This is a genomic window from Nonomuraea sp. NPDC050790, from assembly GCF_044456745.1.
In the GTDB taxonomy this organism is placed as follows: domain Bacteria; phylum Actinomycetota; class Actinomycetes; order Streptosporangiales; family Streptosporangiaceae; genus Nonomuraea.
Genome location: NZ_JBITGF010000004.1, coordinates 477,182 through 499,522 on the forward strand (window position 1 = coordinate 477,182; position 22,341 = coordinate 499,522).

At 71.7% G+C, this 22,341-nt stretch carries 24 protein-coding genes; 12 read left to right on the forward strand and 12 right to left on the reverse strand.

Annotated features, from left to right (window positions below; translation table 11 throughout):
- Nucleotides 1–29 precede the first annotated feature (29 nt).
- Nucleotides 30–935, forward strand: a complete 906-nt coding sequence (locus ACIBEJ_RS22545) for a TAXI family TRAP transporter solute-binding subunit (RefSeq protein WP_397184735.1) — start codon at nt 30–32, stop codon at nt 933–935.
- Here ACIBEJ_RS22545 and ACIBEJ_RS22550 read toward each other — a convergent pair.
- The 5 genes from ACIBEJ_RS22550 to ACIBEJ_RS22570 all read right to left on the reverse strand — a co-directional run bounded on the left by ACIBEJ_RS22550 (nt 926) and on the right by ACIBEJ_RS22570 (nt 5,614).
- Entirely contained in the window at nt 926–2,263 is a 1,338-nt protein-coding gene (locus ACIBEJ_RS22550) for a sensor histidine kinase (protein ID WP_397184736.1), read from the reverse strand. The genes ACIBEJ_RS22545 and ACIBEJ_RS22550 overlap by 10 nt on opposite strands.
- Entirely contained in the window at nt 2,260–2,925 is a 666-nt protein-coding gene (locus tag ACIBEJ_RS22555) for a response regulator transcription factor (RefSeq protein WP_397184737.1), read from the reverse strand. Before ACIBEJ_RS22555 ends, ACIBEJ_RS22550 begins: the two co-directional genes overlap by 4 nt.
- A 10-nt stretch (nt 2,926–2,935) precedes the next feature.
- The gene (locus tag ACIBEJ_RS22560) at nt 2,936–4,252 is read right to left on the reverse strand and encodes an MFS transporter (RefSeq protein ID WP_397184738.1); all 1,317 of its coding nucleotides are present in this window, start codon (nt 4,250–4,252) and stop codon (nt 2,936–2,938) included.
- 109 nt (nt 4,253–4,361) lie between these two features.
- Nucleotides 4,362–5,327, reverse strand: a complete 966-nt coding sequence (locus ACIBEJ_RS22565) for a GNAT family N-acetyltransferase (protein ID WP_397184739.1) — start codon at nt 5,325–5,327, stop codon at nt 4,362–4,364.
- A gap of 41 nt (nt 5,328–5,368) precedes the next feature.
- Complete coding sequence (locus tag ACIBEJ_RS22570) at nt 5,369–5,614, reverse strand: DUF2630 family protein (protein WP_397184740.1); 246 nt, start codon at nt 5,612–5,614, stop codon at nt 5,369–5,371.
- A 38-nt stretch (nt 5,615–5,652) separates the two neighbouring features.
- Here ACIBEJ_RS22570 and ddaH point away from each other — a divergent pair, with 38 nt between their 5' ends.
- The 3 genes from ddaH to ACIBEJ_RS22585 all read left to right on the forward strand — a co-directional run bounded on the left by ddaH (nt 5,653) and on the right by ACIBEJ_RS22585 (nt 8,943).
- Nucleotides 5,653–6,396 carry a dimethylargininase gene (gene ddaH, locus ACIBEJ_RS22575; protein ID WP_397184741.1) on the forward strand — a complete coding sequence of 248 codons (744 nt, stop codon included), beginning with the start codon at nt 5,653–5,655 and terminating at the stop codon, nt 6,394–6,396.
- Nucleotides 6,397–6,559: 163 nt separating this feature from the next.
- Nucleotides 6,560–8,266 carry a 2-isopropylmalate synthase gene (leuA, locus tag ACIBEJ_RS22580; RefSeq protein WP_397184742.1) on the forward strand — a complete coding sequence of 569 codons (1,707 nt, stop codon included), beginning with the start codon at nt 6,560–6,562 and terminating at the stop codon, nt 8,264–8,266.
- Between the two features lie 80 nt (nt 8,267–8,346).
- Nucleotides 8,347–8,943: a TetR/AcrR family transcriptional regulator gene (locus ACIBEJ_RS22585; RefSeq protein WP_397184743.1), complete on the forward strand. Its 597-nt coding sequence runs from the start codon at nt 8,347–8,349 to the stop codon at nt 8,941–8,943.
- Here ACIBEJ_RS22585 and ACIBEJ_RS22590 read toward each other — a convergent pair.
- Entirely contained in the window at nt 8,909–9,622 is a 714-nt protein-coding gene (locus ACIBEJ_RS22590) for a TetR/AcrR family transcriptional regulator (RefSeq protein WP_397184744.1), read from the reverse strand. The two genes, ACIBEJ_RS22585 and ACIBEJ_RS22590, sit on opposite strands and share 35 nt — an antisense overlap.
- Nucleotides 9,623–9,759: 137 nt before the next feature.
- Here ACIBEJ_RS22590 and ACIBEJ_RS22595 point away from each other — a divergent pair, with 137 nt between their 5' ends.
- From ACIBEJ_RS22595 to ACIBEJ_RS22605, 3 genes are read left to right on the forward strand one after another with little or no spacing between them, the layout of a single operon-like run.
- Nucleotides 9,760–10,086: a YrdB family protein gene (locus tag ACIBEJ_RS22595; RefSeq protein WP_397184745.1), complete on the forward strand. Its 327-nt coding sequence runs from the start codon at nt 9,760–9,762 to the stop codon at nt 10,084–10,086.
- A 2-nt stretch (nt 10,087–10,088) separates the two neighbouring features.
- A complete protein-coding gene (locus ACIBEJ_RS22600; RefSeq protein ID WP_397184746.1) occupies nt 10,089–11,000 on the forward strand; it encodes an NAD-dependent epimerase/dehydratase family protein in 912 nt (303 codons plus the stop codon).
- Entirely contained in the window at nt 10,997–11,887 is an 891-nt protein-coding gene (locus tag ACIBEJ_RS22605) for a Gfo/Idh/MocA family protein (protein ID WP_397184747.1), read from the forward strand. Before ACIBEJ_RS22600 ends, ACIBEJ_RS22605 begins: the two co-directional genes overlap by 4 nt.
- Here the strand turns inward: ACIBEJ_RS22605 and ACIBEJ_RS22610 are convergent.
- The 3 genes from ACIBEJ_RS22610 to ACIBEJ_RS22620 are packed head-to-tail and all read right to left on the reverse strand — an operon-like array spanning nt 11,871 to nt 15,100.
- The gene (locus ACIBEJ_RS22610) at nt 11,871–12,659 is read right to left on the reverse strand and encodes a trypsin-like serine peptidase (RefSeq protein WP_397184748.1); all 789 of its coding nucleotides are present in this window, start codon (nt 12,657–12,659) and stop codon (nt 11,871–11,873) included. The genes ACIBEJ_RS22605 and ACIBEJ_RS22610 overlap by 17 nt on opposite strands.
- Nucleotides 12,660–12,713: 54 nt before the next feature.
- A complete protein-coding gene (locus ACIBEJ_RS22615; protein WP_397184749.1) occupies nt 12,714–13,724 on the reverse strand; it encodes an acetamidase/formamidase family protein in 1,011 nt (336 codons plus the stop codon).
- Nucleotides 13,721–15,100: an APC family permease gene (locus tag ACIBEJ_RS22620; RefSeq protein ID WP_397184750.1), complete on the reverse strand. Its 1,380-nt coding sequence runs from the start codon at nt 15,098–15,100 to the stop codon at nt 13,721–13,723. The genes ACIBEJ_RS22615 and ACIBEJ_RS22620 overlap by 4 nt, the downstream gene beginning before the upstream one ends.
- Nucleotides 15,101–15,233: 133 nt before the next feature.
- Here ACIBEJ_RS22620 and ACIBEJ_RS22625 point away from each other — a divergent pair, with 133 nt between their 5' ends.
- A complete protein-coding gene (locus ACIBEJ_RS22625) occupies nt 15,234–15,605 on the forward strand; it encodes a VOC family protein (protein ID WP_397184751.1) in 372 nt (123 codons plus the stop codon).
- Between the two features lie 3 nt (nt 15,606–15,608).
- Here the strand turns inward: ACIBEJ_RS22625 and ACIBEJ_RS22630 are convergent, their stop codons facing one another.
- The 3 genes from ACIBEJ_RS22630 to ACIBEJ_RS22640 form a co-directional block, all read right to left on the reverse strand.
- Complete coding sequence (locus ACIBEJ_RS22630) at nt 15,609–16,088, reverse strand: cupin domain-containing protein (protein WP_397184752.1); 480 nt, start codon at nt 16,086–16,088, stop codon at nt 15,609–15,611.
- Nucleotides 16,089–16,104: 16 nt separating this feature from the next.
- On the reverse strand, nt 16,105–16,293 hold the full coding sequence (locus tag ACIBEJ_RS22635; RefSeq protein ID WP_397184753.1) for a hypothetical protein: 189 nt from the start codon (nt 16,291–16,293) through the stop codon (nt 16,105–16,107).
- Between the two features lie 74 nt (nt 16,294–16,367).
- A complete protein-coding gene (locus tag ACIBEJ_RS22640; RefSeq protein ID WP_397184754.1) occupies nt 16,368–17,645 on the reverse strand; it encodes a Glu/Leu/Phe/Val dehydrogenase in 1,278 nt (425 codons plus the stop codon).
- Between the two features lie 242 nt (nt 17,646–17,887).
- Between ACIBEJ_RS22640 and ACIBEJ_RS22645 the strand changes: the two genes are divergently transcribed.
- From ACIBEJ_RS22645 to ACIBEJ_RS22660, 4 genes are all read left to right on the forward strand, one after another.
- Complete coding sequence (locus ACIBEJ_RS22645; RefSeq protein WP_397184755.1) at nt 17,888–19,429, forward strand: alkaline phosphatase D family protein; 1,542 nt, start codon at nt 17,888–17,890, stop codon at nt 19,427–19,429.
- Nucleotides 19,430–19,438: 9 nt separating this feature from the next.
- Nucleotides 19,439–20,146, forward strand: coding sequence for a class I SAM-dependent methyltransferase (locus tag ACIBEJ_RS22650; RefSeq protein WP_397184756.1), 708 nt, complete (start codon nt 19,439–19,441; stop codon nt 20,144–20,146).
- A 361-nt stretch (nt 20,147–20,507) separates the two neighbouring features.
- The gene (locus ACIBEJ_RS22655; RefSeq protein WP_397184757.1) at nt 20,508–21,095 is read left to right on the forward strand and encodes an RNA polymerase sigma factor; all 588 of its coding nucleotides are present in this window, start codon (nt 20,508–20,510) and stop codon (nt 21,093–21,095) included.
- Entirely contained in the window at nt 21,088–22,254 is a 1,167-nt protein-coding gene (locus ACIBEJ_RS22660) for a hypothetical protein (RefSeq protein ID WP_397184758.1), read from the forward strand. The genes ACIBEJ_RS22655 and ACIBEJ_RS22660 overlap by 8 nt, the downstream gene beginning before the upstream one ends.
- The last annotated feature ends 87 nt before the right edge of the window (nt 22,255–22,341 follow it).

Consider the following 22,341-nt stretch of genomic DNA (forward strand, 5'->3'; position numbering starts at 1 on the left):
CATTTCAGCGGGGCGGATACCTTGGTGGGGTGAGCCTGCCGCGCCGTTCCTTCCTCGCCCTCGCCGGGCTGGCGCTGGCGGGCTGCGCCGCGGGCGAGGTGCGGGGCGGGCGGATCCGGCTGGCGACCGGGGCGGCGGGCGGGCCGTACGAGCAACTGGGGGACCGGTTCGCGGCGGAGCTGCGGCGGGTCGGCTTCGACGTCGTCGTGCTGCGGACGGCGGCCAGCGTCGAGAACCTGGCGATGCTCAGCGACGGGCGGGCCGACGCCGCCTTCGCGCTCGCCGACAGCGCCGACCACGCGGTGCGCGTGCGCGGGCAGCCGGTGGCCGCGCTGGCCCGCATGTACATGAACTACGTGCACCTGGTCGTGCGCGCGGGCTCGGCGGTCATGGCGCCGCGGGACCTGGCCGGGCGGTCGGTCTCGCTCGGCGCGGAGGGGTCGGGCACGGCCGTCACCGCCGAGCGGGTGCTGCGGGCGGCGGGGCTGACCGGCGCCCGGCCGCTCAAGCTGGGGCTGGACGAGTCGATCAAGGCGCTGCGCGACGGCAGGGTCGACGCCTTCTTCTGGTCGGGCGGCGTGCCCACGCCCGCGCTGGCCGTCCTCGACGACGTGCGGCTGCTCGCGCTGGACACGATGGTCCCGGTCCTGCGCCGCGCGCACGGCCCGCTGTACGAGCACGCCGCCTTCCCCGCCGGCACGTACGGCGCGGCGGAACCGGTGGCCACCATCGGCACCCCCAGCTACCTGGTCTGCCGCCGCGACCTGGACGCGGAGATGGCCAGGGAGCTGACCGCGACCCTGTTCGCCAGCCGCGACCGCCTCCAGGCCCCCGACGCCCCCGGCGGCCGCCTCGACCGCCGCTACGCCATCGGCACCGGCGCCGTCCCCCTGCACCCCGGCGCCGCCCGCTACTACCGTTCGGTCTACGGCTGACCGGCGGATCGGCCTGGACGCACCTCGACGACGAGTCCGCGCGGGTCGGCGGGCAGCAGGCTGAGCGTCGCGCCGCACGCCCTGGCCAGCTCGGTGGCGATGGCCAGGCCCAGGCCGCTGCCCGGCACGTTGGCGTGGGAGCCGGAGCGCCAGAACCGTCCCCGCGCCTCGGCCCGCTCCTCCTCGCCGAGCCCGGGGCCGTCGTCGGCGACCCTCAGGACCCCGTCGTCGAGGGTCACGGTGACCGTGCCGCCGGCGGGCACGAACTTCTGGGCGTTGTCCAGCGCGATGTCGGCGATCCTGGCCACCGGCTCCGGCACCGCCGCCGTCTCGGGGACCGCCGCGTCGAGGGTCAGCCCGCGCGCGGCGTAGACCTCGCGCCAGCCCGCCAGCCTCGGCGCCAGGGCGGTGCGCGTGGTGACCGCGACGGCGCCCGCCTCGACCCTGGCCAGCGCCAGCAGGTCCTCGACCAGCAGCGCCAGCCGGTCGAGCTCGGCCAGCGCCTCCTCGTACTCGGCCGAGCCCGCCTCGCGCAGGTGCGGTTCCAGGTTCTCCAGCCGCAGCGACAGCACGGTCAGCGGGGTGCGCAATTCGTGCGAGGCGTCGGCCACGAACGCCCGCTGCCGCTCCAGCGCCCCGGACACGGCGTCGGCCATCGCGTTGAAGCGCTCCTCCAGGCGGCGCAGCTCCGACGGGCCGTTGCCCGGACTGGCGCGGGCGTCGAGCTGGCCCTCGGCGATCGCGCGCGTGGTGCGGTCGAGCTCGGTGACCGGGCGCAGGACCCAGCGGGCCAGGCGGCGCGCGGCCAGCACCGCGTAGGCCAGCGCGACCAGGGCTCCGGCCGCCAGCGCGCCCCAGACGAGCGTGACGTCGGCGCGGGCGGCGTCGGTGCGGGCCCGCAACAGCACCACGCCGGACAACTGGGCGTCGCGGCCCGCGGGTTCGGCCAGCAGCACCGTCTCGGGGCCCAGCGGGCCGATGACCGGCAGTTCCTCGGTGGTGCGGCCGGACAGCGCGAGCCTGGTCGCCGCCGCGGTGTCGCCGCTCATCCGGCCGGCCTCGGCCAGCACCGTCCTGTCGCGGCCCAGGACGCGGACGGCCGCGCCGTACAGCTCGCTGTAGCGCTCGATCTCCGCGCTCAGCGCGGAGTGGTCGGCGTCGCGCGCCGACTGGTCGGCGAGCTCGGCGAAGCGGGTGGCGTCGGCGCGGCGGTCGAGCAGCAGCCTGTTGGTGCGGTGCGAGGCGTAGAAGAGCCCCAGCGGTACGGCCAGCGCCGCGATGAGGAAGACGATCAGGGTGGTGAACGTCACCACCAGCCGGAAGTTCACGCCGTCGAGCCCAGGCGGTAGCCGGTGCCGCGCAGGGTCTCGACCAGACCGGGGCGGCCGGTCTTGGCGCGCAGCCCCGCCACGTGCACGTCGAGCGAGCGGGAGGCCGACAGCAGGGGGTCGCCCCAGACCTCGTCGAGGATCTCCTCGCGGCTGCGCACCACGCCGGGGCTGCGGGCCAGCAGCGCCAGCACGTCGAACTCGCGCCGGGTCAGCGTGATCCGCTCACCGGCCACGTGGATCTGCCGGGCGTCCAGGTCGATCCGCACGTCCCCGACGGTCACGACCTCGTCGCGCACCGGCAGCGGGCGGGTGCCGCGGCGCAGGACGGCGTCCATGCGCGCCATCAGCTCCGCCGTGCGGAACGGCTTGACGAGGTAGTCGTCGGCGCCGGACCGCAGCCCGCGCAGCACCTCGCGCTCCTCCACCCGCGCCGTCACCACGATCAGCGGCACGGCCGAGCTGCGCCGCAACCGGCGCAGCACCTCCAGCCCGTCCATGTCCGGCAGGGTGAGGTCGAGCAGGACGAAGCCGACGCCCCCCGCCAGGCGGAGGGCGTCGACGGCCAGCGCGGCGCGGACGACCTCGTGTCCGTGCCGCGACAGTGCCGTGGTCAGTGCCGCAGCGAGCCGGTCGTCGTCCTCGACCAGGAGAACCCGCATGCCGACCAGGTTAGACGCGCGCGGGGACCGGCTCGGCCACGCCGCGCTCGCTGCGTGTCAGGGCCGCGTCGCGGGTCTCGCGCATCGAGAAGTACACGACGAGGGAGACGGCCGCGCACCCGGCCACGTACCAGTAGAAGCCGGGCTCCATGCCCGCGTCCTTGAACCACAGCGCCACGTACTGGGCGGTGCCGCCGAACAGCGCGTTGGCGATCGCGTACGGCAGCGCCACCCCGAGCGCCCTGACGTTGGTCGGGAACAGCTCGGCCTTCACCACGGCGTTGATCGAGGTGTAGCCGGTGATGATGAGCAGGCCGGTGAGCGAGAGCAGCAGGGCGCTCCAGAAGCCGCCGACCGACGACAGCGCGTACATGAGCGGCACGGTGCCGAGGGTCGAGCCGACGCCGAAGGTGATGAGCAGCGGGCGGCGGCCGATCCGGTCGGACAGCGCTCCGGCGGCGGGCTGGACGCACATGAAGATGAACAGCGCGCAGAAGCTCACGGCGGAGGCGGTCGACTTCGTCAGCCCCGCGGTGTTCGACAGGTACGTGGTCAGGTACGTCGTGTAGGTGTAGTACGCGACGGTGCCGCCCATGGTCAGGGCGATGACCAGCAGAAACTCCTTCTTGTGCGTGAGGAGCGCCTTGAGCGTGCCGCGCTCCTCGGCGGCGCGCCCGTCGGCGGACTCCTCGCCGTACGCCTCCGTCTCCATCAGGCTGCGCCGCAGGTAGAACACGACCGCGGCGGCCAGGGCGCCGATGATGAACGGGATGCGCCAGCCCCAGGAGTTGAGGGCCTGCTCGGACATGGTGTTCTGCAGGATGATCTGCAGGCCGAGCCCGACGAGCTGGCCGGCGGTCATCGAGACGTACTGGAAGCTGGAGGCGAACCCGCGCCGGCCCGGCGGGGTGGCCTCGGTGAGGTAGGTGGCGCTGGCCGCGTACTCGCCGCCGACCGAGATGCCCTGGAGCAGGCGGGCCACGAGCAGGACCACCGCGGCGGCGCCGCCGATCGTGTCGTAGGTGGGCGCGATCGCGATCAGCAGGGCGCTGGCCGACATCAGCGTGACCGTCATGGTCATGGCGGCCTTGCGGCCCTTGCGGTCGGCGTAGCGGCCGAGCAGCCAGCCGCCGATCGGGCGCATGAAGAAGCCGACGGCGAAGATGCCGAAGGTGTTCAGCAACTGGGCGGTCGGATCTCCCTTGGGGAAGAAGGAGGCCGCGAAGTAGGTGGCGAAGCTCGCGTAGACGAACCAGTCATACCACTCGACGAGGTTGCCGACGGAACCGCCGATGACGTTCTTCCACGGCATGCGTGCCTTGCTCAACGGGAAACCTCCAGGGGGGAGTCTGTGCTGGCCAGAGCCTCTCCGCCGGAGGTTTCCCGGACAAGGGGAGCGTGCGCAGATCTAACGTGCGCTTAACATCGGCGCAACGTCAGGCGTCCGCCTGCCACGTGCTCCACTCGTCGAGCAGCTCGAAGCCCAGGGCCTCGTTGATCGCCAGCATGTGCCGGTTGGAGGTCGCGTTCCAGGTGATGACCTGCTCCAGGTGCGGCTCGGCCGAGCGCAGCCACTGCAGGTTGGCGGCCTTCAGCAGCATCCCGAGCCCGTGGCCGCGGTGCTCGGCCAGCACGGTGGTGTCGGCCTGGCGGGCCCAGCCGTCGGAGCGGTCGGCCTCGAGGTAGATGCGCGTGTAGCCGGCGGGCGCGGAGTCGGAGGCGCGCCGGGCGATCAGGGTGTAGGCATCGCTGCCGCTGGGCACCATCGCCGCCTCGAACTCGCGCATCCGCTCGACGTCGAAGCGCAGCTCCTCGATGTCCTCGCCGCGCGGCGCGTCGTTCATGCCGCCCATGAGGTGTGCCATGTCGGGCAGCAGCCGCTCGGGCGCGGGGCCGGTGAAGCGCTCGATGACGTAGTCCTCGGTGGGCCGCATCAGGTCGCCGACCGCCTCCCAGTCGACCTTGCGCAGGTCCAGCGTACGGCGGGCCTCGGGCAGCACGACCTGCCCGCCCATGGCGGCGATGAACGCGGCCCCGCTGCCCGTCTTCTCGGTCTCGCCGACCAGCAGTCTTCTGCCCTCGGCTCTGGACCGTTTCTTGACATGCTCGAACAACGCCGTAGCGAGGCCGCGGCGCCGGTGACCGGGCACCACGAACAGCTCGAACACCTCCACGAGGTGGGTGTTGTCGCGCGTCGGGTACTGCAGGCCGACGGCGCCGGCGACCTGGCCGTCCTCGATCACGGCCCAGGCCTCGGTGAGTGCGCCGGAGTCGCCCTTGCGCAGAATCCACTCGTAGTGGGGCCGCGACATGGCGGGGCCCGGCCGGTCGGCGGTGGCCGCGCGGTAGGCGGTGTACACCTCGTCCAGAGGGGCGGCGAGATCTATCCGCTGGATCGTCATGCCGTCAGGCAAGCGTACCCGCGCCCCTTCCCGCCACCGGTTTACTGCTGATAGCTCTCAACTTCGCTGACCGGGCGGGCGGCGGCCTCGTCCGGGTTCTCCCCGGCGCCGCGGCGGGCCCGGCGCTGCCTGAGCAGGTCCCAGCACTGGTCCAGGGCGACCTCAAGCTCCTTGACCCGCGCGTTTTCCTCCTCGGAGGTCACCTCGCCGGCGCCGAGCCGGTTGCGCAGCTCGTGCTCCTCCGCGACGAGGGCGCTGATCCTGGTGAGAATCTCGTTATCCTGCATGATCCTGACTCTAACCGGCGCGTGATAGAACACGCTCCATGCGGGGTATCGCGCTGGTAAGGGAACCTGGTCCGCGTCTGTCCGAGGGCATCGTCACCCATCTCGAACGGCGGGCGGTCGACCACGGCCGCGCCCTGGAACAGCACGCGGCCTACGTCCGGGCGCTTTCCGAGGCGGGCTGGGAGCCGGTGCGCGTGCCGCGGGCCGACGACCTGCCGGACGCGGTGTTCGTGGAGGACACCGTGGTGGTGTGCGGCGGGCTGGCCATACTCGCGCGTCCCGGGGCGCCGCGGCGGCGGCCCGAGGTGGCGGCCGTGGCGCGGCTGGTGCGGGACCGGGGGCTGCGTGCCGTGACCGTGGAGGCGCCCGGCACGCTCGACGGCGGCGACGTCCTCCAGGTCGGCGCGACCGTGTACGCCGGACGCTCGGCCCGCACCAACGACGAGGGCATCGCCCAGCTCGCCAGGCACCTCCCCGACCGGCGCGTGGTCCCGGTGGAGCTGCGCGGGGTGCTGCACCTGAAGTCGGCGGTCACCGCGCTGCCGGACGGCACGCTGATCGGCGACCCGTCCCTGGTGGACCTGCCGGACCTGCTCGCGCCCCCGGAGGAGGCGGGCTCGCACGTGGTCGTCCTGGACGAGGACACCGTGCTGATGGCGGCCTCCGCTCCGCACACGGCCGACATGCTCCGAAACAGGGGACTTACCGTCCTGAGCGTGGACATCTCGGAGTTCGAGAAGCTGGAGGGCTGCGTCACCTGCCTCTCGGTTCTCATCAGGTGAGATCGGGGCGGGCTCACGGCGAGACGTCTGCTACCGTGAATCGCATGCTGCGCGGGCTGCTTCTTAGCTGCCGCGGCGAGGGCCTCTAGAAGCAGGCCGGCTCCCTCGTCGCGGAGCGAGCCATGCGCGTCGGCCGTCAGGACCGACTTTGAGGACACCTCAGATGACCGCTCAGCAGCCCACGTCCATGCCTTACCAGCGTTACCAGCCGTTCGAGCCCGTCCGGCTCGCCGACCGCACCTGGCCCGGCAAGGTGATCACCAAGGCGCCCCGATGGTGCGCGGTAGACCTGCGCGACGGCAACCAGGCGCTGATCGACCCGATGGACTCCCACCGCAAGCTGCAGATGTTCGACCTGCTGGTCAAGATGGGCTACAAGGAGATCGAGGTCGGCTTCCCGGCCGCCAGCCAGACCGACTTCGACTTCGTCCGCCAGATCATTGACGAGGGACGCATCCCCGACGACGTGGTGATCCAGGTGCTGACCCAGGCCAGGCCCGAGCTGATCGAGCGCACCTTCGAGTCCATCCAGGGCGCCAGGCAGGCCATCGTCCACCTGTACAACTCGACCTCCACGCTCCAGCGCCGCGTCGTGTTCGGCCAGGACCGCGAGGGCATCACCGCCATCGCCGTCGAGGGCGCCAAGCTCGTACGCAAGCTCGCCGAGGCGAGCGACGTGGACGTCTACTACCAGTACTCGCCCGAGTCCTTCACCGGGACCGAGCTGGACTACGCGGTCGAGGTGTGCGACGCGGTCAACGAGGTGTGGCAGCCCACCCCCGACCGCAAGGTGATCATCAACCTGCCCGCCACGGTCGAGATGGCCACGCCCAACGTCTACGCCGACCAGATCGAGTGGATGCACCGCAACCTGCGCAACCGCGAGGCGATCGTGCTGTCGCTGCACCCGCACAACGACCGCGGCACCGCCGTGGCCGCCGCCGAGCTGGGCTACATGGCCGGCGCCGACCGCATCGAAGGCTGCCTGTTCGGCAACGGCGAGCGCACCGGGAACGTCTGCCTGGTGACCCTGGGCATGAACCTGTTCTCGCAGGGCGTCGACCCCGAGATCGACTTCAGTGACATCGACGAGATCCGCCGGGTCACCGAGTACTGCAACCAGCTTCCCGTGCACCCGCGCCACCCGTGGGGCGGCGAGCTGGTCTACACCGCCTTCTCCGGCTCCCACCAGGACGCCATCAAGAAGGGGTTCGAGCACCTGGCCGCCGACGCGGGCGCGGCGGGCGTGCCGGTCGACTCCTTCGCGTGGGCGGTGCCGTACCTGCCGATCGACCCCAAGGACATCGGGCGCAGCTACGAGGCGGTCATCCGGGTCAACAGCCAGTCGGGCAAGGGCGGCGTGGCCTTCATCATGAAGGCCGACCACCAGCTCGACCTGCCGCGCCGCCTGCAGATCGAGTTCTCCAAGGTCGTGCAGGCCCGCACGGACGCCCAGGGGGGCGAGGTCACGCCGGCGGAGATGTTCGAGATCTTCCAGGACGAGTACCTGCCCACGCCGGGCAACCGCTGGGGCCGGCTCAGCCTCATGGCCCACCGCCACGAGTCGACCGTGGACGGCAACGACCGCATCGGCGCCGACGTCCGCCTCGACGGGGAGATCCGCGAGATCGAGGGCGCGGGCAACGGGCCCATCTCGGCCTTCATCGACGCGATCGCCGGGGTCGGCATCCAGGTGCGCGTGCTCGACTACGTGGAGCACGCGATGAGCGCGGGCACCGACGCCAAGGCCGCCTCCTACCTGGAGTGCGAGGTGGACGGGCGGATCCTGTGGGGTGTGGGCATCGACGCCAACACCACCACGGCCTCGCTCAAGGCGATCATCTCCGCGGTCAACCGGGCCTCCCGCTAGGGCCGGTCGGGCGGCGCCTGCGCGCGCCGCCCACTTCCTGGCCGCCGCCACGGGTTCCAGGTGGTTCGTAGGATGCATCCATGGTCACCGACCACCGCAAGCGACCCCGCAGGCGGGGCGAGGCGCTGCACGCCGCCATCTTCCAGGCCACGCTGGACGAGCTGGCCGAGGTCGGCTACGCCAGGCTGACCATGGAACGGGTCGCCGAGCGGGCCAGGACCGGCAAGGCGTCGCTGTATCGCCGCTGGCCGACGCGGATCGAGCTGGTGATGGCGGCGGTCTACTCCCTGCTGCCCGATCCCTCCGACGTGCCCGACACCGGCAGCCTGCGCGGCGACCTGCTGGCCCTGCTCCGCCGTACCTCGGCGGCGCTGGACGGGGCGCCGGGCGAGGCCATGCGCGGGCTGCTGAGCGAGGCGCTCGGCGACCGCGGGCGGGCCGCGACGCTGCGTGAGAGCTCGCAGGGCGCGGGCCGCAGGATGATGCACGTGGTGGTCGGGCGTGCGGTCGAGCGCGGCGAGGTCGAGGCGGGCGCGGTCACCCCGTGCCGGCTGGACGTAGGCCAGGCGATGATCAGGCAGTACTTCCTGTTCCACGGGCCGCCGATCCCCGACGCGCTCATCGTCGAGGTGGTCGACGAGGTCATCGTGCCCCTGCTGGGCCGTCCAGCCCGATGAGGGCGGCGTTGGTGCGCATGGAGTGCTCGAAGGCGGTGTCGAGGTGGTTCAGCGTGTTGTTGAACTGGCCGAACACCTCGAAGCTGACCCAGCCGAACAGGCCGGTCCAGGCGTTGATGGCGAGGAAGACGACCAGGTCGGGGACGCCGGGCATGACGTCGCGGACCAGCGCGGCGTCCTCGGACAGCACGGCCGGGGGAGCGGGGGCGATGGCCGGCGGATTGAGGGCACCCGCCTCATAGGCGTCGGCGAGGATGCGGCCGAAGACGACGGTGTCGCGGATCCTGGCCTCGATGGTGTCCTGCGGGGCCTGGTAGCCGGGGACGGGGGAGCCGTACAGCAGGGCGTACTCGTGGGGGTGGGCCAGCGCCCACCCGCGTACGGCGTGGCAGACCGCCAGCCAGCGGCCCAGGTGGTCCTCGCGTGAGACGGCGGCGTCGGCCTGCTCCACGCGCTCCCCGATCGCGTTGTAGCCGTCGATGATCAGGGTGGTCAGCAGGTCGTCCCTGCTGGGGAAGTAGCGGTAGATGGCCGAGGAGACCATCCCCATCTCGCGGGCCACGGCGCGCAGCGACAGCCCGTTCGCCCCCTCGGTGGCGAGCTGCCGCCGGGCGATGTCGGCGATCTCCTTGGTGAGCTCGGCTCTGACGCGTTCTCGCGCGGTCCTGCTAGCGGTCATGCCAGCACGCTATCAGAGCGGTGACAAAAAACGAGAGCACCGCTCTTGACGATGGGTGCTCTTTTGGGAGAGCATTGCTCTCGTAAGCGAACGGCAGTCACGAAGGGCGGAACTCCGCGATGATGAAGAACGCGAATATGCTGCTGATGTTCCTCCTGGAACTCGGCGTCATCGCCGCCGTCGGATACTGGGGTTTCACCGTAAGCTCGAACTGGATCATCAACGTGCTCGCCGGACTCGGCGGGCCGGCCCTCTTCATCGCCGCCTGGGCGCTGTTCGGCGCCGGTGGCGGGGCCAACGCCACCTTCCCGGCCACCGGGATCTGGCGTGGGGTCCTGGAGATCCTCTGGTTCGGCGGCGGGGCCGCCGCCCTCTACGCCGCGGGCGCCGCCGTACCGGCCGCCGCCTTCGCGATCGCCTTCGCCGTCAACGCGGTCCTCCGCCTCATCTGGAAGCAGGCCTGATCATGGGTAAGCACGTCATCGTCGGTTCCGGGCAGGTCGGAAGCCACCTCGCCGTCAAGCTCCGCGACCTCGGCCACGAGGTCACGGTCGTCACCCGCTCGGGCGGCGGGCCGGACGGCGTTGCCAAGGTCGCCGCGGACGTGGCCGACGCCGCCCGGCTGAGCGAGGTCGCCAAGGGCGCCGACGCCCTCTACAACTGCGTCAACCCGAAGTACCACCGCTGGCTCACCGACTGGCCGCCGATGGCCGCCGCGTTCCTGGCCGCCGCCGAGTCCTCCGGCGCGGTGCTGACCATCCTCGGCAACCTTTATCCCTACGGCCCGGTCACCCGCCCCATGACCGAGGACCTGCCGCTGGCCTCGCGCAGCCCCAAGGCCATGGTCAGGGCCAAGATCTGGCAGGACGCGCTGGCCCTGCACGAGGCCGGCCGCATCCGGGCGACCGAGGTGCGCGCCTCCGACTTCTTCGGGCCCGGGGCCACCGACCAGTCGTACCTGGGCGCGCGTTTCGTCGAGCCGCTCAAGGCGGGCAGGACGATCCAGCTCGTCTGGCCGGCCGACGTGCCCCATAGCTGGACCTACCTGCCCGACGTCGCCGACGCGCTCGTCACCGCAGCCGCCGACGAGCGGGCCTGGGGCCGGCCGTGGCACGTGCCCACGAACGAGCCGATGACCTTCCGGCAGATCGGCGAGCGCATGGCCGCCCTCCTCGGCCGTCCCGCGCCCAGGATGAGCCGGTTGCCGTGGCCGGTCGTGCGCGCGGTCGGCCTGTTCAACCCGATGATCGGCGAGCTGCCCCACATCCGCTACCAGTTCGTCGCGCCGTTCGTGCTCGACTCCAGCGCCTTCCAGCGCACCTTCGGCGCCGCGCCCACGCCGGTCGACGAGGCGCTTGAGGCTAGCCTGGCCGGATGAAGATTGCCATGATCGGCCTGGGCGACATCGCGGAGAAGGCGTACCTCCCGGTATTGGCCGCCCAGCCCGGCCTCGACCTCCACCTGTGCACCCGCAACGGCGCGACGCTCGAACGCGTGGGCGCCGCGCACCGGATCGCCAAGCGCTTCACCGCGGTCGAGCAGGTGATCGAGGAAGGGCTCGACGCGGCGTTCGTCCACGCCGCCACCGGCGCCCACCCCGAGATCGTGGGGGCGCTGCTGAACGCGGGAGTGCACGTCTACGTGGACAAGCCCATCGCCGACAGCCTCCCTGAGTGCGAGCGGCTGGTCGGCCTCGCCCGCGCGTCGGGTCGCTCGCTGATGACGGGCTTCAACCGCAGGTACGCCCCCGGTTACGCGGCCCTGGCCGAGCTGCCCAGGCACCTGGTGATCATGGAGAAGAACCGCGAGAACCACCCCGACGCGCCCCGCCCGGTCGTTTTCGACGACTTCATCCACGTCGTGGACACCCTGCGCTTCCTGGCGCCCGGCGAGGTGCGCGAGACCCGCGTCCGCACCCGGGTCCGCGCCGGCCGGGTCGAGCACCTGGTGCTGGAGCTGTCCGGCGACGGCTTCACCGCCCTCGGCGTCATGAACCGCGTCAGCGGCGCCTCGGAGGAGAGCTGCGAGGTCATGGGCGACGGCGTCAAGCGCCGCGTGGTCAACCTCGGCGACGTCGTCGACTACACCGGCGCCGGAGAGGTGCTGCGCCGCCGTCCCGACTGGGTGCCGGTCGCGCGGCAGCGCGGCATCGAGCAGGTCACGCTGGAGTTCCTCGCCGCCGTGCGCGAGGGCCGCGTCCTGGACGCCGGTGACGCGCTGGCCACCCACGCGATCTGCGAGGAGATCGTCAGCCACGCCTCATGACGCGGTCGGCCTTGGCCAGCATGCGGGTGAAGGGGCGCGAGTCCAGCGGCGCCAGCACCGTGAACCCGGCCGGGTCCGACAGCGGGCTGGAGGAGGAGACCACGCCCGCCACGGCCCCGCCGTACAGGGCTGGGCCGCCGCTCCCGCCGCCCGACGCGTGGCAGTTGTGCGTCACCAGCACCCCCCGGTACGGCGCCGCCTCCCCCAGGCAGTGGTAGAGCCGCGTGCCCGGGTAGTGCCGGCCGGCCGGGTAGCCGAGCAGGTCCAGCGCCCGGCGGCGCGACAGCGTCCCGCGTTCCACCGGCCGCAGCCCGCGCCCGGTCACCGACTCCAGCGCCGAGCGCCCCTTCCCGGCGACGCCGACCAGCGCGAGGTCGTAGGGCAGCCGGGCGGGGGAGTCCGGCCGGTTGCGCCAACCCGCCGGCACCCAGCTCCGCACGGCGGGCCAGACGCCCATCGGCGCCCGCCCGCCCTCGTAGCCCGGCATGAACACCAGCCCGCGCAGCGGCCTGCCCCGGTGGTAGAGGCAGTGCGCCGCGGTCAGGACCAGGCTCCTGCTGCGCGACCTGAGCACGGCGCCGCCGCACATCACGGCCGTCCCCGCCACCGGGTCGTGGCCGATCAGCACGCCGGTGTCGGGCCGGGGGCGGGCGGCGGGGGCGTACCCCAGCCGGTCGCCGCCGGGCGTGAGCACGCGGGCGGCGGGAACGGCGTCGAGGGGTGGCTCGGCCGTCGGGTTGAGCAGGGTCATGGACAGCAGCAGCCGGAGCACGCCTCCACTGTAGAGCGAAGGTGATCATTAACCTGACCTGCGACACCCGCCTTTTCAGCGGGAAGAAAGATACTCCGCGCCGAGGGCGCGCAGCCGGGCGTGGGCGGAGCCGTAGGCGGACGGGTCCCTGAGGTGGGCCTTGGCGACCTTGGCGACCATCGTGTAGTTGGTGTCGCACACGTTGCCGACCGGCGCCTGGCCCGCCTGGCTGATGAGCTGGTAGGCGTCGAGCGTCTCGAGGCCGGTCAGCTCGGCCGACCAGGTGACCAGGTCGTGCTGGCTGACGCGGTAGGCGTCCTCCAGCGGCCGGGCCGAGCCCGTGGACATGAGGTGCAGGTCGTCCTCCATGCGCGGCCACGGCGTGGGCACGCCCTTGATCAGGTCGACCGCGACGACGGTGTTCATCGCGGTCTCCAGCGCGGTGCCGCACACCTCGCCGTGGCCCTGGCGGCCGTGCCCGTCGCCGAGCGCGAACAGCCCGCCCTCGACGTTGACGCCCAGGTAGACGGTGACGCCGGCGCGCAGCTCCGGGGTGTCCATGTTGCCGCCATGTGCGTCGGGCGTGATCGTCATCTTGACCTCGCCGGCCGCGGGGGCCACGCCGACGGTGCCGTGCATGGGGTCCAGGGGCAGCTCGACGGTGAAGTCGCTCTTCCTGGCCCGGTAGACGGCCACGCCGCGCGCCAGGTCCAGGTCGTAGCGCCAGACCCGCTCCTCCAGCGCCGGGTGCAGCATCGCGGTGGTGTGGGTGGCCGTCAGGGCCCCGAAGTGCGGGAACGTCGTGGACATCGCCCAGTCGCGGGCTGGGGTGATCGAGACGAAGTGCAGCGCGATCGTGTCGCCCGGCTCGGCGCCGGTCACGTGGAAGGGGCCGGTGACCGGGTTGAGGTACGGGAACTCGCACACCTGGGAGGGAAGGTCGTCCACGGTCCGCACCCGGCCGCCGAAGCAGTCCTCGGTGTAGAGCTCCAGGAGCGTGCCCGGCCCTACCTCGGCGACCGGGGCGCGGCCGCCGAAGGTGTAGCTCAGCTCGTCCGGGGCTGGGCGGTGGGAGTGGATGTTCACATGACCTCTTCCGGCAGGCGCGGGCGGCGGCCCACGAGATGGATGACACCGAGGACCACCAGGCCCAGTCCGAGCCAGGCGAACCCCAGCAGTTGCGCGGCCACGTTCGCGTTGATCACGACGAAGACCAGGATGCCGAATCCCAGCAGCGGGACCAGGAGGTGGGCGACCAGGTTGCCGCTGCGCCGCCGTACCAGGAAGTGGACCACCACTGCGACGTGCAGCAGCAGGAAGGCGGTCATCGCACCGAAGTTGACCAGCGAGCTCATCAGCGGGATGCCGTCGGCGCGGGTGCTCATGTAGACGCCCAGCGCCAGCGAGAGCGCCGCGACCACGAGCGTGGCGTTGACCGGGACCTTGTGGCGGGGGTGGACGCGGGCCAGGAACGCGGGCAACTGCCGGTCGCGGGCCATCGCGAACAGCAGCCGGGACGTGGCCGCCTGGGCGACCAGGGAGTTGGCGAAGCCCCAGGCGATCGCGGTGGCGACGGCGGTGAGCGTGGCCAGCCAGGGGCCGCCGGCGAAGGCGGCGGTGTCGTAGAAGGCGCTGCCGGCCGGGTCGCCCTTCTCCAGCAGCGTGGCCCGGTTGGGCGTGAGCAGCGCGGCCACCCAGGTCTGCGCCACGAATAGCACCGCCGCCAGCGCGAGCGCGGCCACCATGGAACGGCCCAGCCGCCTGGCGTCCTCGCGGCTCTCCTCGGCGAGCGTCGAGATGCCGTCGAAGCCGAGGAACGACAGCACCGCCACCGACGCGGCGCCGAACACCAGCGGCAGGGTGAACGTCGAGGAGTCGAAGAGCGGGGTCAGCGCGCCCGTCTGCGCCTTGCCCTGGGCCAGCGCGACCACACCGACGACGAGGAAGATCGCGAGCACGACCAGCTCGGCGACCAGCATGATGCGGGTGATGCGCACGGTCATCTGGATGCCCAGGTAGTTGACCACGGTATTGAGCGCCACGAAGGCCACCACCCACGCCCAGACCGGTACGGCGGGCACGAAGGAGTTCATGGCGACGCCGGCGACCAGGTACAGCAGCCCCGGCACGAGCAGGTAGTCGAGCAGGATCGCCCAGCCGGCGACGAACCCGACGGGGGCGCCGATGCCGCGGCCGGCGTAGGTGTAGACCGATCCGGCCATCGGGAAGGCCCGTGCCATCTGGGCGTACGACAGCGCGGTGAAGGCCATGGCGACCAGGCCGACGACGTAGGCCAGCGCGACCATGCCGCCGGAGGTGGAGAAGACGGTGCCGAAGATGCCGAACGGGGCGATCGGCACCATGAAGACGAGCCCGTAGATCATCAGATCCGCGAAGCCCAGGGATCGCTGGAGCTCTTGGCGGTAGCCGAACCGCTCCACTGTCTTGGGGGGTGTGGACATGTTGCCGGTCCTCTCATCGAGCCCCTGTGGGGGCCATGATCGCGAGTATCCAACGGCGACACACCCCCGCGAAAGGGGCAATTCGGGCCCATGGTCCTGGCATCGGGCGTGGGGCGGGCATAGCTTGGCTGGTATGGCAGTCGACTTGAACCACACGATCGTGCAGAGCCGGAACAAGCGCGCCTCGGCCGAGTTCCTGGGCAGGATCCTCGGGCTCCGGGTGGGCAAGGACTGGGGGCCGTTCACGCCCCTGGAGACCGCCAACGGCGTCACGCTCGACTACATGGAGGCCACCTCGATCCAGCCGAACCACTACTGCTTCATCGTCAGCGAGCCGGAGTTCGACGAGATCTTCGCGCGGATCGAGGAGGCCGGCGTGGAGTATTGGGCCGACCCGGGACACCACACCCCCGGCGAGATCAACCACCTGTACGGCGGGCGCGGCGTCTACTTCGACGACCCCGACGGCCACAACATGGAGGTCATCACCGCGCCCTACGCCTGAGCGCTACAGCCAGTAGTTGTCGTGGCGCAGATAGAAGGCCGCACGCTCCTCGTCGGTCATGTCCGCGGACTCCACCAGGCCCTCGAAGTACCCCTCGCGGGGCGCGCCCGGCGAGAAGTGCAGGAGCATCTCGGCGGGTTCGCCCGACTCGTTCCTGAAGCCGTGGATGCCGCCCGCCGGGACGTGCACCCAGTCGCCCGGCTCGGTCTCGAGCCACTCGTCGCCGTTGAAGATGCGGATCGTGCCGCGCAGCACGTAGAACGACTCGGTGATCGTCTTGTGGAAGTGGGGGCCGGGCCCGCTGGGCGTCGGCCCCATGACCCACCGGTAGAGGCCGAACAGCCCGCCGGTCGAGGCGCCGGTGGCGATGTAGTGGACCTCGTTGCCGTTGGGGTAGACCAGCTCTGGCGCGTGGGCGGCCGGACGGTACAGCGCGCTCTTCTCGCCCTGGTCACCGTGGTAGATCGGATCGGGATAGGTCATGGTCAGAGCGTACGGGCTAGCTCTTCTTCTTGGCCGACTCGCCCCACATGATCAGGCCGGCGCCGGCCAGCGCGATGCCCAGGTAGCCCCAGTTCGGGACCTCCGCGACGCGGTGCAGCACACCCCACTTGGCGTCGAAGAACGTGAGGCCGACGAAGCCGGCCACCCCTTGGAGGAGAAGGATGAACCCCACGATTTCTCTCATGGGGTCAGCCTCGCAACCGCCCCGGGGCCGGTGCATCGGTCCCAGGACGGTCACGTCACCTACTTAAGTCGCGCTCACGGGTAGAGGCCGCGCATCGTGTGCGCCTCGGCCACCCGGCCCACGCCGATCACGTGGGCGGCCTGGCGCAGCGTCAGGTCCTTCTCCGCGGCCAGCGACTTCACCTCGCCGTACGCGCCCCGCATCAGGTCGCGCAGCTTCATCTCGACCTCGGCGGCGCTCCAGGAGAAGGCCTGCATGTTCTGCACCCACTCCAGGTACGACACGATCACGCCGCCCGCGTTGGCCAGGATGTCCGGCACGACGGTGGTGCCGGAGGCGGCGAGGATCTCGTCGGCCTCCGGTGTGGTCGGGCCGTTGGCCCCCTCGACGATGAGGCGGGCGCGGATCCTCGGCGCGTTCTCCCCGGTGATCACGCCCTCCAGCGCCGCCGGGACCAGCAGGTCCACGTCCAGCTCGAACAGCTCGGCGTGGTCCATGGCGTCGGCGTGGCGGTAGCCGTACACGCTGCCGGTCTCGGCGCTGTGGGCGCGCAGGTCGGCGACGTCCAGGCCGGACGGCGCGTGGACCGCGCCCCGCACGTCGGAGACGGCCACGACCTTGCAGCCGGCGTCGGCGAGGTACTGCGCGGCCAGCGCGCCCACCTTGCCGAAGCCCTGCACGGCCACGGTGACGCCCTCGGGCGAGCGGCCGAGCGCGGCCAGCGCCGCGATCTGCACGCCGCGCGAGGTCGCACCGGCGCGGCCCAGGGAGCCGCCGAGCGTCATCGGCTTGCCGGTGACGACGCCGGGCACCGAGTAGCCGGCGTTGACGCTGTAGGTGTCCATGATCCACGCCATGGTCTGCTCGTCGGTGCCGACGTCAGGGGCGGGGATGTCCTTCTCCGGGCCGATGAGCGGCAGGATCTCGTTGACGTAGCGGCGGGTGAGCCGCTCCAGCTCGCGGGTGGTCAGCACGGTCGGGTCGACGGAGACGCCGCCCTTGGCGCCGCCGTACGGGATGCCGACCAGCGCGCACTTCCACGTCATCCACATCGCCAGCGCGGTGACCTCGTGGATGTCGGTGCTGGGATGAAACCGGATGCCGCCCTTGGCGGGGCCGCGCGAGACGTTGTGCTGGACGCGGAAGCCCTGGACCACGTCCATGCGGCCGTCCTCGCGGCGGACCGGCACGGAGACGGTCAGCGAACGGCGGGGCGTGGCCAGCATCGTGCGCAGCCCGTCGTCGAGGCCCAGGTGCTCGGCGGCGTGGCCGAGCTGGTGGAGAGCGGAGTCGAGAGCCTGTTGTCCAGGGGTGATCAGGGCCGGCGTCGTTGACGGCACCATGACGGTCATGGAAGAAAATCCTCCTGTGAAGTACGCCCAAATCAGTGGATTGGGCGCCGTTGCCCGATCCATTTGGACGCTATTGTCGTGATCAGCCTATATCGAGTGGTTTTGAATTGCGTAGGGATTCTGTCCGATTCGCAGCCGATCCGTTGTCTACAAATCCAAGCGTGTGATCGTCACTCAGGGAACGTGCCACACTGGCAGGCTGGGTAGAAGGTCTTCGCCGAACTGTCACAAGAGGAGGTGGGATGCCCGGGTTGGTGATCGGTCCCATGCTGCGCTACGTCGACGAGACGAGCGCCTCCATATGGGTGGAAACCGACGAGCCATGCCAGGTCACGGTCACGACGCCGGACGGCGACTACGCCGCCCCGACGTTCACCGTGCACGGCCACCATTACGCCATCGTCGATCTCACCGAGCTGACGCGGGACGTGCCGGAGTACCGGGTCGAGCTGGACGGCACGTCCGTCTGGCCCCTGGAGGGCCGCGAGCCCAGCAGGATCCGGCTGATCCCGCCCGAGGGGCCGCGCCGGCTGGCGTTCGGCTCCTGCCGTACCAGCGTGCCCCATGACGCGGCGCACGTCCGCACCCACGGCCCCGACGTGCTGCGCGCCTACGGCGACCACCTCGAGACCGCGGCCGACCCCGACTGGCCGGATCTGCTGCTGCTTCTCGGCGACCAGGTCTACGCCGACAACCCCTCGCCCGAGATGCTCGACTACATCCGCTCCCGGCGCACCACCGAGCCGCAGGACGAGATCGCCGACTTCGAGGAGTACGCCGAGCTCTACCGGCAGGCCTGGACGGAACCGGAGCTGCGCTGGCTGCTGTCCACCGTGCCGACCGCCATGATCTTCGACGACCACGACGTGCGCGACGACTGGAACACCTCCCAGACCTGGCGCGAGACCATGGCCAAGGTGCCCTGGTGGAAGCACCGGGTGATCTCCGGGCTCGGCGCCTACTGGGTCTACCAGCACCTCGGCAACCTGTCTCCGGCCGAGCGGGCCGTCGACCCGCTGCTGCAGGACCTCATCAAGGGCGCGGGCTCCGAGCGCCTCGACGCCTTCGCCGAGCAGGCCGACGTCGAGCCGAGCAGCAACCGGTGGAGCTACGCCCGCGACCTCGGCCACACGCGGCTGCTCATCGTCGACACCCGCTGCGCCCGCCAGCTCACCCCTGGCAACCGGCGCATGCTCGACGCGGTCGAGTGGTCCTGGCTGGAGGAGCAGGTCGCGCTGCCGGCCGAGCGGCTGATCATCGGCTCGTCGATCCCGTTCATGCTGCCCGAGGGCGTGCACTCGGTCCAGAATTGGAACGAGGCCCTGTGCGACGGCAAGTGGGGCAAGGTGGTGGCCAGGCTGTCCGAGGTCCTCCGGCAGGCGTTCGACCTTGAGCATTGGGCGGCGTTCCGGCGTTCTTTCGACTCGCTGGCCAAGCTGCTGCTGAAGACCGGTGTGCCGGTCATGATCCTGTCCGGGGACGTCCACTACTCCTATGTCGCGAAATCTCGGAACATCACCCAACTGGTCTGCTCGCCCATCCGCAACCCGCTCAGCAGGGTGCTGCGGCTTGCCAACGTGTTCACCCAGTTCGGCATCGCCACGCTCATCGGGGGGACGCTGGCCAGGCTCGCCCGCATCCCCCGGCCGCCCATCCGCTGGCGGGTGACGCATGGGCCGTGGTTCCAGAACGCGCTGGCCGTACTGACCTTTCCGAACTCCGTGACCTGGTACCAGGCCACCGACGACTCGGTCAAGCCCATCGACACCGTGCACCTAACATGATCTGTGACCTTGGACGCTTACACCCGCACCGCACCCTTCTACGACCTTTGGCATGAGGACGGGCACGTCCCCGAGATCAGACGGCTCCTGCCGCCGCTCCTGGACGGCGTCACCGGCGGCGTCCTGGAGATCGGCGCGGGCACCGGCCTCATCACCCAGGTCATCGGCGACAGCGTGCCCGGCGAGATCTTCGCGGTCGAGCCGTCGCTGGGCATGCGCGCCGTCCTGCTGTCCCGCCTGTCCGACCGGCCAGACCTGCGGGAGCGGGTGACCGTCCTGCCCTACGGCGCGCTCGACACCGACCTCGACGAGCCCGTGGAGGCCGTCGTGATGATCTCCGTCCTGTACGGCTTCGCGCCGCCGGCACGCGAGCAACTGTGGGACACGCTGGCCAGACAGCTCCGGCCCGGCGGCCGCCTGATCTTCAACTGGCGCCGGCGGCCCGTCGCGGTGCCGGGGCCGTCCGAGGTCATGGGGTCGTACCGGGTGGGGCGGCACACCTACGAGATCCTCGGCCAGGTCGTGTCGGCTACGGAGGAGGTGGCCAGGTCGCGCTTCTCCTACCGAATCCTGCAGCGCGGGGTGGTCATCAGCGAGGACGTCGTGGAGAGCGACGGCTACCGCCCCTCCCTCGAAGACCTGACCAAGGAGCTGACCGCCGCAGGCTTCACCCCCGCCCCATCCCCCGACGGCCTCCTAACCTGGCACCACCCCTAACCCCACCCCGGCATCCCGCCTGCCCGACACCTCGCGCGCCCCACCCCCGGAACCCGCCTCCGGAACCGCCCCCGGAACCCCGCCCCAGCGCTCCCGCCCGTGACCTCCGCGCGGGCTCGTGCCCGGGATCCTGCCCGGGGCTCGGGCTTGGGCTTGGGCTCGGGGTTTGTGCCGTGACTCTGCCCCGGCAACTGCGCTGCTGGAGCCTGCCTCCGGGTTCCCGAAGGCCCCGGGAGGGGGCGGTCAGCGGGTTTCTGGGTGGGGTGGCTGGGGTGTTGGGTGGGGGCGGTGAAGAAAAAGGGGGAACCGCTGGTTCCGGTGCGGTCAACAACAGGGTGACCGCACACGAGAGGACCGGAACGTGGTGGGTGTTCAAGAACGGCTGGACGACGCGGCGCTGATCGGGCGCTCCCTGAGCGACCCCGAGAGCTTCGCCGCGCTGTTCGACCGCCACGCCGAGGAGGTCCACCGGTACGCCGCCCGCAGGCTGGGCGCCGAACTCGCCGAGGACGTGACCGCCGAGGTGTTCCTGGTCGCCTTCCGCGCCCGCACCCGCTACGACCTGGCCCGCCCCGACGCCAGACCCTGGCTGTACGGCATCGCGACCAACGTCGTGGCCCAGCACCGCAGGGCCGAGCGCCGCCGCAACCAGGCCATGGCCAAGGTGAGCGTGGAGCGCCCCGACGGCTTCGACGAGCGCAGCGCGGACCGGGTCAGCGCCGAACTGCTCCAGCCCAGGCTGGCGCGGGCGCTCACCAAGCTGACCGCGGCCGAACGCGACCTTCTGCTCCTGCTCGCCTGGGCCGACCTCACCTACGAGGACGCGGCGCTGGCGCTGGGCATCCCGGTCGGCACCGTGCGTTCGCGGCTGCACCGGCTGCGGGCCAAGGTGCGCAGGGCTCTCGGCGGTGCCGATCCGTTCGCTGCCGAGGAGGCCCACCGTGGATGACGAGATCAGGATCTTCGCAGAAGGGCGTCCGGCGGCGCCGCCGTACCCGGAAGAGACTCGCTCGCGGGCGCGGGAGGGACTGCTGCGTGCGGCGCGGGGGCGGCGCGGGCTCAGGCTCCCGCGCCTGGGCTGGCAGGCGGTGGCGGCGTTCGCGGTGACGGTGCTGCTGGTCGGCGGGGTGGCGGGGGCGCTGACCCGCGGGGGACCGGGGACGGTGGCCTCGCCGGGTGGGCTCGATCCTCAGCCGGGCCAGTACATCGTGATCGAGTCGCAGGGCACCGAGGGCCGCCCGATCCTCGGCCGCGACGGCGCGGAGGGGCGGGTTCCGCAGCGGGTCAAGAGGCAGGTGTGGCTGACGGCGTCGGGTACGGAGCCGGTGTACGTGCGCAGCGAGACGCTGCCGTCCGAGCCGCGGGCGGGGGAGACGCCCGAGCCGCCGCGCACGGAGTGGCTGCGGCTGGCCGAATGTCCCTTGGGTGCGCCCGTGGTGCCCTCGGACGAGGCGGCGCTGCGTCCCAACCCCGCCGAGCCCGCCGAGCCGGGCAGGGACCCCGCCGCCGTCGCCTTCGACCGGGCGCGGGGGATGGTGGCCGAGCGGTACCTGACAGAGGAGCAACTGGACGCCGTGATCGCTGCGCTCAAGGCGGTCCCGGGCGTGCGGGTGGCCGACGACGTCGCCGACGACCTCGGGCGCCTGGGGACGGGCATCGGGCTCGTGTACGACGGGGTCCTCCAGCAGCTCATCTTCGACCCCGAGACCGGCCAGTACATGGGCCTGCGCGACACGGTCGTGGACGAGAAGGCGGCGGGGGCGCCCGAGGGCAGCGTGGTGGCGCTGACGGCGCAGCTCGGCATGCGGGTGGCCGACGCGCTGCCCAAGATCGACGGCCACGAGATCGCCCCCTGCCCGGCGAACCCCACCGCCGTCCCGACTCCGGCGGCCACGGTGGAGAAGGTCACCCCGACTCCGGCCGACGTCGAGACGGCCACCCCGGCTCGGCCCACTCCGGAGTCCGTCTCCCCGACTCCGGAGAAGGGCGATGCGGAGAAGGTCACTCCCACCCCGGAGACGGTGGTGACGTTCACCCCGATGCCGGACCGGCCCAGCGTGGACCTTGAGGCGAGCCTGGAGCCGACCCCGATCCCACCGGGGAGCTGACAGGACCCGGGCTGGAGCGGTCTCCCGGCGGGTTCGGCCTTGACCCGGGCGGCCTGCCAGAAAGGCTGGGTCCGCCCGGGAGGGTCT